Origin of the sequence: Mesorhizobium silamurunense, assembly GCF_014843825.1 — a bacterium.
Classification (GTDB): domain Bacteria; phylum Pseudomonadota; class Alphaproteobacteria; order Rhizobiales; family Rhizobiaceae; genus Mesorhizobium; species Mesorhizobium silamurunense.
In genome coordinates, this window is sequence record NZ_JHQR01000244.1 from 1 (window position 1) to 9,613 (window position 9,613).

General features: G+C 63.9%; 8 protein-coding genes. 2 read left to right on the forward strand and 6 right to left on the reverse strand.

What is annotated here, in order from left to right:
- Positions 1-25 precede the first annotated feature (25 nt).
- Positions 26-1,999 (reverse strand): BTAD domain-containing putative transcriptional regulator, encoded by a 1,974-nt coding sequence (locus tag DH10_RS25980; RefSeq protein ID WP_192250516.1) that lies wholly within the window; start codon positions 1,997-1,999, stop codon positions 26-28.
- A 166-nt stretch (positions 2,000-2,165) separates the two neighbouring features.
- Here DH10_RS25980 and DH10_RS25985 point away from each other — a divergent pair, with 166 nt between their 5' ends.
- Together DH10_RS25985 and DH10_RS25990 are read left to right on the forward strand one after the other, a co-directional pair.
- Complete coding sequence (locus DH10_RS25985) at positions 2,166-3,155, forward strand: DMT family transporter (RefSeq protein WP_192385510.1); 990 nt, start codon at positions 2,166-2,168, stop codon at positions 3,153-3,155.
- Positions 3,156-3,227: 72 nt separating this feature from the next.
- Entirely contained in the window at positions 3,228-4,040 is an 813-nt protein-coding gene (locus DH10_RS25990; RefSeq protein WP_192385511.1) for a DUF1194 domain-containing protein, read from the forward strand.
- 71 nt (positions 4,041-4,111) lie between these two features.
- Here the strand turns inward: DH10_RS25990 and DH10_RS25995 are convergent, their stop codons facing one another.
- From DH10_RS25995 to DH10_RS26015, 5 genes are all read right to left on the reverse strand, one after another.
- On the reverse strand, positions 4,112-6,076 hold the full coding sequence (locus tag DH10_RS25995) for a glycoside hydrolase family 127 protein (protein WP_192250461.1): 1,965 nt from the start codon (positions 6,074-6,076) through the stop codon (positions 4,112-4,114).
- Positions 6,077-6,104: 28 nt separating this feature from the next.
- Positions 6,105-6,950: a carbohydrate ABC transporter permease gene (locus DH10_RS26000; protein WP_246811645.1), complete on the reverse strand. Its 846-nt coding sequence runs from the start codon at positions 6,948-6,950 to the stop codon at positions 6,105-6,107.
- Between the two features lie 11 nt (positions 6,951-6,961).
- Positions 6,962-7,888 carry a carbohydrate ABC transporter permease gene (locus DH10_RS26005; protein ID WP_192250464.1) on the reverse strand — a complete coding sequence of 309 codons (927 nt, stop codon included), beginning with the start codon at positions 7,886-7,888 and terminating at the stop codon, positions 6,962-6,964.
- 177 nt (positions 7,889-8,065) lie between these two features.
- Positions 8,066-9,328, reverse strand: a complete 1,263-nt coding sequence (locus tag DH10_RS26010) for an ABC transporter substrate-binding protein (RefSeq protein WP_210325146.1) — start codon at positions 9,326-9,328, stop codon at positions 8,066-8,068.
- A gap of 50 nt (positions 9,329-9,378) precedes the next feature.
- Positions 9,379-9,613, reverse strand: a 235-nt coding sequence (locus tag DH10_RS26015; RefSeq protein WP_192385513.1) for a substrate-binding domain-containing protein, incomplete at its 5' end; no start/stop codon positions are given.

The window sequence follows — 9,613 nt, forward strand, 5'->3', positions numbered from 1 at the left end:
CGCTTCCGTCAAAACGTGAAAGACTCTAGGAATTCGGAAGGCCGGCTCTCGATAGCATCTCAAGGAACCGGAAGTGATGATCGTCCCTCACATAGCGCGGCATAAAGCCGGGGCAGACATTGCCCAGGTTGAGAAATGGAAGTTGCGACAGGCAATGATGGATGGCGCGTGAAGCCTCTTCATTGTTGCCAGTCGCCGAAGCGGCGGCCGCCCAATAAAGGGCGCCGCGGACGAAACCCGGCTTTGTCCTGACCACCCTGCGGGCGACGTCGAGCGCCCGGCGGTCGTCGCCGCCGGCGAAGAACGCAACAGCCAAGCCGTGGTGACGCCAGAAGTCGATGACGTCGTGCGTGCCGAGCCGGATCGCTTCATTGGCCGAGCGCAACGCTTCGCTCACCTGGCCGCGCAGGCCGTAAAGCTCGCCGAGATCACCATGGCCGCTCGGATAGCTCGGGTTGAGGCTGACTGCGTGGCGGCATTCGACAATTGCCTCGTCGATCCGGCCGTCACACAAATAGGCAAAAGACAGAACGCAGCGGGCGATTTCATCGTCCGGCACAGCCATCACGGAATCTTCGGCAAGCCGGATCGCGTTGTCGACATGCTCCCGCTTGCCGGGCAGCGCGCCGAATGCGAGCCCCATGGTCGTCGCGATGGACAATGTCCGCTTTGCCCGAGCATTTTCCGGCGCAATCAACAGCGCCTTCTCGGCGAGTTCCTTCGACTCCAGCAGCGAGTCCCTGGTCATCTCGAAGTACTTCATCAGCGCTTCATTCACCAACCAGCGCACCTCTGGAACGCCCGCCGGGCTCTTGTCGCGAACCTTCCAGTTGGTCAGTTGAAGTTCGAGACTGACCGCCAGCACAACCGACTGTGCGATCCTGTCCTGGAATTCGAGCGCGTTCTCCGAATGGCCGTCGAATTTCTGGGCCCAGACATTGTGACCACCGGCAGCGTCGACAAGCTGGACGTTCACCCTCAGTTCATCCCCGGACCTCTGGATGCTGCCGCTGAGCGTATAGCGGGCGCGCAGCGTGGTCGGCGCCTTGGAATCCTCGCCGCTCTCCAAGTGCGGGAGCCCCGAGAGAACGACATAGTTGGCCACCTCGGAGAGGGCCGTGGTGATGTCATGAACGAGACCCTTGGCGAAGAAGTCGTCGCCTCGCTCTCCCGTCAAATTGGCGAAGTCGCCGACACTGATGGATGGACGCCCGAGGCGCTGGCCGGCCGGAACCGCATTTGCAGGCTGCTGACTTGGCGAAGTATCGGCGGAAGACAGGGATTGCCAAAGCGCTCGGGTCTCCGGGCTGACGTCGACACCGAATTCCTTCTTCAACACGCTTCTGCAAGCTTCGAACGTTCGCAGGGCCTTGTCTCGCTGACCGCAGGCAATGAGCAGTTCCATCTTCAGCCGATAGGACTCTTCCCGCGTCGGTTCCATGGCCAGAATTCGATCCGCCACGACCAGCCCGTTTTCAGCGTCGACGAGGCGCGCGAGCCTCTCGAAGGACTCAAGAGCACGGTTCAGCAGCCTTTCGCGTTCCGATGCCGCCCAATCATCGAAAGCATTGCTGCCCAGGTAAAACCCGTCGAGAAATGGCCCGGTGTAAAGTGCCAGAGCCGTTTGGAGTTCCTGAGCGGAACGGGCTAAAAGACCGGTTTCAAAATCCTCCACGTCAACCCACACCGCGTCCGGTGCAAGGCCGATCAGCTCCTTGTGGGAATGGACGATATCCATGCCTGCTCGCGACAGATCCCGGCGCAGGACGCTCAGTGTTTGCCGCAAGCTGTTGCGCGAGTGCTCATTGTCGCTATCGCTCCACAGAAGGTCAGCCAGCCTCTCCCGTGGTGCCGCCATGCCCGGACAGCGGGCCAGATAGGCGAGGATCGCCGGGCCTCGCTTTCCGGTCAGCCAAACCGGACCGCCAGCTTCCTTTTCAATCTGGAAACCGCCGAAGAGTGAGACTTTGCTGCCGGCGACGCCTGCCCCATTTCGCATTTGCTTAAACAGCTTTTCAGAATCACGAAATTCTAACTCAAAACTAACGCTGCGGAAACTCCGCCGCCCCGGCCCCAAGCGCTGCCATGACGATACACCAATTAGGCTTCGCTGAATTAGTGAAAGCTGAAACCCGCCATGGGTTTCCGCTCCGGGGGTGCGGCGGATGTCAAAGCTCACAGCCAACTTGCTGCTCCTTTTCGCCGCCGCTTTGTGGGGCTTCGGGAACGTGGCGCAGAAGATGGTGCTCGATCACCTCGATGCGCTGAGCGCTGTTGGCCTGCGCTGCCTGATCGGGGGGCTGCTTGTGCTGCCCTTCGTCCTGACGGAACGGCGGCTGCCTGCCGGCGCCGGCCATTTTTCCAGCCTGGCTCGGGTGGTCGCGCTGTTTGCCGTCTCCATCGTACTGCAGCAGCTCTGCTATCTTGGCGCCACCGTCACCAACGCAAGCTTCCTGATCAGCACGGCAACGGTGATAACGCCGCTGGCCGCCTGGCTGCTCATGGGCGAGCGTCCGAAGACGGGTCTCATACTTGCGGCCGGATCGACCGTCGTCGGCTGCCTGTTTCTTTCAGGTGGGATCGCCGGGCTCAGCAGCGGGGATATCACCGCTGTCCTGTCGGCCGGCTGCTATGCGCTCTGGACGGTCGAGCTTGGCCGGCACATGCAGGCCCATGCGCGTCCGCTCACGGCCGCGGCCGCACAGTTCCTCGGCGCAGCGGCCTTCGCCCTTCCGCTCGGGGCGGTGCACGGCAACCTGTCATTCGCAGCGGCTTCCGAGGCTGCCCCTGAACTCTTGGTGCTCGGGGTTTTCTCGACCGCGGTCGCCTTCGGCGTACTGATTGCCGCCCTGCGCTTCACCTCCGCCAGCCATGCTGCCGTGATCGTCAGTGCCGAAAGCGTCTTCGGCGCCATGGGTGCGGCGATCTTCCTTGGCGAGCGGTCTTCTGCCGTAGGCGCGTTGGGCGCGGCGATCATTCTCGGCTCGATCCTTTCGGTCGCGATGTCGAACCGAACGCCGGCGGCACGCCTGCCGTTGCGAACCGACCCCAGCACTTCCGACATGCCGGCCCGCGCCTTTGCAGCCGCCCCGGCGGGTTGGGGCACTACCGTCAATCCAGGTCACGAGGAGGCATTCCATGACCCTTCCCGGTAACGCCCTCACTCGTCCTGCCAGCCGCAGTCGACCGCTTCGAAAAACGATTTGTCGTTGAGAATGGAGGGTAACATGGTTGGACGCCATCATCAGGAATCGGGCCCCGGGTCTCACTCCGGGACGGGACATCGGGCCAATTCATTGCTGAGACTGGCGGCGCTCGCCGCCATGGCGTTTTGGGCACCGACCGCGCATGCCGCCAACGTCGATGGTGCGGTGCTGAACGTCGACGTCGCGGTCGTGTTCGCCGTGGACTTCTCATCGTCTATCGATCCCAAGATCGCCGATCTTCAGCGCGAAGGACATGCCGCGGCGCTCACCTCGCCCGAGATCATCAGCGCCATCACCCAGAACTATATCGGTTGCATCGGCGTGGCCTATTTCGAATGGTCAAGTCCAGGTCACTCACGCACCGTGCTGCCGTGGACACGTATCTGCGGCCTGGAAGACGCCAAGGCAGCGGCGTCGGTGATCAGGACGAACGGCGACACCGGCTATCTCCGCCGGGGCCGCGGCGGAACATCGGTTTCGGCGGCCATCGATGTCGGAAGCCTTCTGCTCGACCGGTTTCCGGGCAATGCGATGAAGAAGGTGATCGATATCTCTTCCAACGGCGAGAACAATGACGGACTGCCCGTTCAGCCGAGCCGGCAGAATGCCATCGCCAAGGGATACACGATCAACGCGATCGCCATTCCAACGGACGACGAGGACCCCGGGCAGCCGCTGGCGTCCTACTTTGCGCAGTCCGTCATCGGCGGCTCCCAGGCTTTCGTAATTTCGCCCACGGGGCCGCGCGACTACATCACGGCTCTGCGCCGCAAGCTGGTGACGGAAGTCAGCATGAACGTCGATCGACACATTCCGGCGACAGGGCCTCAATAGGCCTGCCGCGCCTTTGATCAAAGCACGGCGAGCGCTGCACCACGCCCGATGCGGATGCAGCGCCGGCCGCCCTACCCTTCCCGCAGCCAGACCAGCATCTCGCCGGGATCGCGGTTGTCCCAGGCGAAATACGGGACAGCCTTGAGCTTCGTCTCTTCCGTGGCCGGGAGTTCGGAGCGGTAGAGATCGCTGCCCCAGTTGTCCGTCTCGGTCCTGCTGCCGATGGCCGAGAGCGTGACGACGCCGCCGAGCAGGTTCGGCTCGGAATGCGCTTCCAGCTTGGCCTCACGCGGCAGAGCGATGCGGTGCAGCCCACCGCCATTGTCGGTTTCCTCGACGCAGTAGATCAGCGGGCCGCGCGCGAGCGCGACGCGGCCGATATCCTGGCGCACATGCGGGTTGGCGAAGAGCCGGGCCATCGACATTTCGAGGTCGAGCTCGACCCGGTCGCCCTGGCGCCACTCGCGCCGGATCGCGGCATAGCCGTCGCTCGCCGCATCGAGATCGACCATCTTGCCGTTCACCCTGAGCGCCGCGTTGCGGCACCAGGCAGGCACGCGCAGGTAAAGCGTGAACGCAATCGGCGCCTCCGCCTCGATCTCGATCGCGACCGCGCCGTCCCAGGGATAGTTGCTGGTCTGGACGAGGCTGACCGGCCGGCCGGCGATCTCGAAGCGGGCGGTCGAGTCGCCATAAAGATGGACTGCCAACGCATCGTCGGCGAGGCCGTAGAAATAGCTGCCGATCGACGCCACCATGCGGCCGATATTGGGCGGGCAGCACGGGCAGCGATGCCATTTCCAGCGATGATGGCCGCCGCGGCTCTCCAGCGGATTCTCGTAGAAGAACAGCGAACCGTCGAGCGACAGGCCCGAGATCGAGCCGTTATAGAGGGCGCGCTCCATCATGTCGGCGTAGCGGGCGTTCGGCCCCATGCCGAGCATGCGGCTCGCCCAGAACACCAGGCCGACCGAAGCGCAGGTCTCGGCATAAGCGGTCTCGTTGGGCAGGTCGTAATCGTTGGTGAAGCCTTCGTTGTCGGCCGACGGACCGAGACCGCCGGTGACGTAGAGGCTTTTCGTCGTGAGATCGTCCCACAACCGCTCGAGCGCCGCCTTCAGCGTGTCGTCGCCATATTCGGTCGCGATGTCGGCCATGCCGGAATAGAGATACATCGCCCGCACTGCATGGCCGACGACCTTGTCCTGCTCGCGCACCGGCTTGTGCGACTGGTTGTATTCGTAGGTCTTGAAGTGAAAGTCCTTGGGGTCGGCGCCGCGCGCCAGCGCCTCCTCGTCGAAGTAGTGCGGCTGCTGCCCGCGCTGGTCGATGAAGTATTTTGCCAGCTTCATATATTTCTCGTTGCCGGTGACGCGGGCGAGCTTGACCAGCGCCAGCTCGATCTCCTCGTGGCCGCAATAGCCCTTCCGCTTGCCGGGCTCGGGGCCGAAAGTGTCGGCGATGTGGTCGGCATAGCGGCTCATGATATCGAGCAGCTTGCGTTTTCCCGTCGCCTGAAAGTAAGCGACCGCGCCCTCGATCAGATGGCCGGCGCAGTAGAGCTCATGGCAGTCGCGCAGATTGGTCCAGCGCAGGCCGGGCTGGATGCGCTGGTACCAGCTCGAGAGATAGCCATCCTCCTGCTGCAGCTTGCCGTACATGTCGATGACGGCGTCGATCTTCCTTTCCAGATCGGGATTGCGGCGCCGGTAGAGCGAATAGGCCGCGGTCTCGATCGTCTTGCCCCAGTCGGAATCCCAGAACATCTGCGTCGTCACGGTGCGCGCGGTAAAACCGTCGCTGACATGGAAGGGAATGACGACGCCCGGCGACGGCCGGTCCGGATCGATCTGCTCCAGCATGCGCGCCTCGACGCAGCGGTCGTAGAGGATGCCGGCGGTCTTAGCGGCAACCGCGTCGACACGGTCGCCCCAGAAGCCGCGGACGTCGACCTGCGGCACGGGCAACGGCCGGAAGGCGAGCTTCAGCTTGGCGGCCTTGCTGGCCTCGGTTGCGGCGGGTTGCGGTGCGGTCATGAACGTCACTCCATTCGAATGCGGGAAATCACTTGACGGCCCCGGCCATCAGGCCGCGGATGTAGAAGCGCTGCAGCGCCAGGAAGAGGATCAGGCAGGGCACCATCATCACGGTGACGCCCGCCTGCACGGCGCCCCAGTCGATGGCGCCGAAGCGGCCGGACTGCAGCGCGGTCATCATCACCGGCAGGGTGAATTTGGACTGGTCGGTCATCAGCACCAGTGCCGCCAGGAACTCGTTCCAGGCGCCGAGGAACGCGAACAGCGCGATGGTGACCACACCCGGCCAGACCAGCGGCAGCATCACCTTGACCAGCATGGTGACGTTGTTGGCGCCGTCCATGCGCGCCGCCTCCTCGATCTCGCGCGGCACGGCGTCGAAGGCATTGCGCATCATGAAGATCGAGAACGGCAGCTGCAGCGTGACATAAACGCAGACCAGACCTGTCAGCGTGTTGTGCAGGCCGAGCCTGGTCAGCACGAGAAAGATCGGCGTCAGGATCGACTGGAACGGGATCATGATCGTCGACAGGATGAGGACGAAGAAGAAGTCCCTGAACGGAAAGCGGAAACGGGAGAAGCCGTAGCCGGCCAGCACGCTGACCAGAACGGACAGGATCACCGTCATCGCCGAGACGTAGATGCTGTTCTGCGCCGAGGCCCAAAGCCCGTCGCCGAAGCTGTTCAACGTCTGATAATTCTCGACCGAGAAGCCGGTGGTCGGCCAGGGCGGCAGCGGCGGCTGGCGCGCCTCCTGCGCCGGCTTGAAGGTGGAGAGCACGGTCCACACGATCGGCGCCAGGAACAGCACCGAGGCGATGATGCCGGTGGAATGCCTGGCGAGGCTGAAGGCCGCTTTCCGGTTCTGCGACATCGCCCCCGCCATCAGTCGAGCCCCTCGGGCTTGCGCAGCAGCCAGAGCTGGATGAGGCTGAGCGCCACCAGGATGACCAAGAGCACCATCGAAAGTGCAGCGCCGTAGCCGAGCTTGAACGAGACGAAGGACTGGTTGAAGATCCAGTAGACCGCCGTCAGCGTCTGGTTGCGCGGGCCGCCGCGCAGGATGATGTAGAACTGGTCGAAGGCGAGGATGGAGCCGGCGACCGATAGGATCAGCGCCAGCGCCAGCGTGCGGCGCATCAGCGGCAGCGTGATCGCTCTGAACCTGGCGAACGGGCCGGCGCCATCGATGACCGCGGCCTCCTGCAGATCCTGCGGGATCGACTGCAGGCCAGTCATCAGGATGATCATGGTGAAGCCGGCGACCTTCCAGACCACCATGGCGATGATCGACCAGAAGGCCGGCTGGAAGGTGGCCAGAAGATTGACCTTTTTCCCGGTCAGGCCGAGGTCGAAGGCGGTCGGGCTGAACAGGCCGGAATCGACATTCAAGAGCCACGACCAGAGCAGGCTCGCCGAGGCGAAGCCCACCACCGCCGGCATGAAGAAGGCGGTGCGGTAGAGATTGGTCAGCGGGCGCGGGCGCTCGATGAAAATCGCCAGCGGAAAGGCGACTGCGAAGATCGCGATGGTGACGATCACCGTGTAATAGGCGGTGAATTTGAGCGCGTTCCAGAAGCGGGTGTCGCGCAGGATGGCAAAATAATTGTCGAGGCCGATGAAGGCATGCTCACCCATCAGCGGCCAGTTGTTGAGCGACATCCACGCCGTCATGCCGAGCGGGATGACAAAGAAGACGACAACGAAGGCGACGGCCGGCAGGACGTAGAGCAGGCCCACCCATTGCCGGCGGCTGACGCCGGCCCGTGTTCGGGCGCGGGCGGGTGCCGAGGTTGCGGTGATGGTGGTCATGCGGGTCTCTCGTTGGCGCTGCGTCCCCCTCCCCCTTGAGGGGAGGGTCCAGCCGAAAGGCCGGGGGTGGGGTCGCCCGCGACGCGCTCCAACGCAAAAGAACGTCGAGCGCTGCCGAGACGACCCCACCCGGACCTTCGGTCCGACCTCCCCTCAAGGGGGAGGTTTTGGCTGGCGCTATTTCTGCGGCGCCTGGTCGATGATCGACTGCATGGTCTCCTGCGCATTCGAAATGGCGCCGTCGACATCGTCGCCGAAGAACACCTCGTTGACCATCTGCGTCCACGGGCCGTTGGCGGAGTTGATCAGGTCGTTGAACACCACCGTGTAGGGCGTGCGGCCCTTGGCCATCGCCTCGGCCGCCACCTGGTAGCGCGGGTCGAGATCCTTGAGCGCTTCCTTGGCGATGTCGCCGCGCACCGGCAGGCTGCCATATTTGGCGAGGATGGTCTGGCCCTCCAGCGAATAGGCGAAGTCCAAAAACTCCTTCACCACGGCGACCTTCTTGGTGCCCTTGGTGACGACGAAATTGTCGCCGCCGGCAAAGGACGACCAGCCGCCATCCTTGCCGGGCAGGAAGGTGATGCCGTAGTCGATATCCGGATATTGCGTGTTGAGCGCGCCGATGGCGAAGGCGCCGGACGGCGAGATGCCGATCTTGCCGCCGGCAAAGGCGGCGAAGAAGTTGGCGCCGGTGTCGGTCTGCGCGCCTTCAGGGACCATCCCCTTCTTGACCATAGAGCGGTAGAGGTCGATCGCGCCGCGCAGCTGCGGGCTGTCCAGCGTCGCCTTCGAGCCGTCCTCGGAGAGGATGTCGCCGCCGGAGGCCCAGATCAGCGGCGTGAAGGTGAAGATGTTGCAGCCGCCGCAATTGCCGGAGAAGTAGAAGCCCTTGATGTCGCCGCCGAGCGCGTTGACCTTCTCGGCGTCGGCTTCGATCTCTGCCCAGTTGGTCGGCCCCTTCTCGGGGTCGAGGCCGGCCTGCTTGAACAGCTTCTTGTTCCAGATCAGAACCGAGGAATCGGCCGAGAACGGCAGGCCGTAGATGCGGCCCTTATGGGTGCCGGTCTTCACATGCGCCGGCGACAGGCTCGAAAAATAGGGCAAGGATTTCGCCCAGTCGGTGATGTCCTCGAGCTGGCCGGCGGCGGCGAAGGACGGCGTGTAGATCAGGTCGAGCGACAGCGCGTCGGGCGCGGTGCCGCCGGCGGCGGCGGCGCCATATTTCGGGATGATCTCGGCATTAGGGATGATGTCGAGCTTGATCTGGTCCTTATGCGCCTTGTTGAAAGCGTCGACGATGCGCGGCATGAAATTCGAGCCGTCGGCGCGCACCCAGATGTTGGCGGTCTCGGCGGACGCCGCCTGCAGGCCGCCGCCGATCACGGCCGCGGCCAAAGCCAGCTTGGCAATCAAGGTCTTCACGGTATTCCTCCTCATGGTTCTCCTCCCGGTTTGGCCGTTGCGCGACGGCCGTTTCGTTTGATGCCTCAGCCGCCCAGCGGACGGCCGCATGACTGACGCACCACCAGCCGGCACGGCAGTTTCCTGATGCCCGGCGCGGCCGGCTGGCCGCCCACGAGCGAAAGCAAAGCGAGCCCGGCCTCGCGGCCGAGCGTCGCCAGGTTCATGTCGACGGACGTGAGCGGCGGGCGCGTCGCCTCGGCCACGATCTCCCAATTGTCGAAGCCGATGACGCCGACATCGTCGGGCACGCGGATGCCG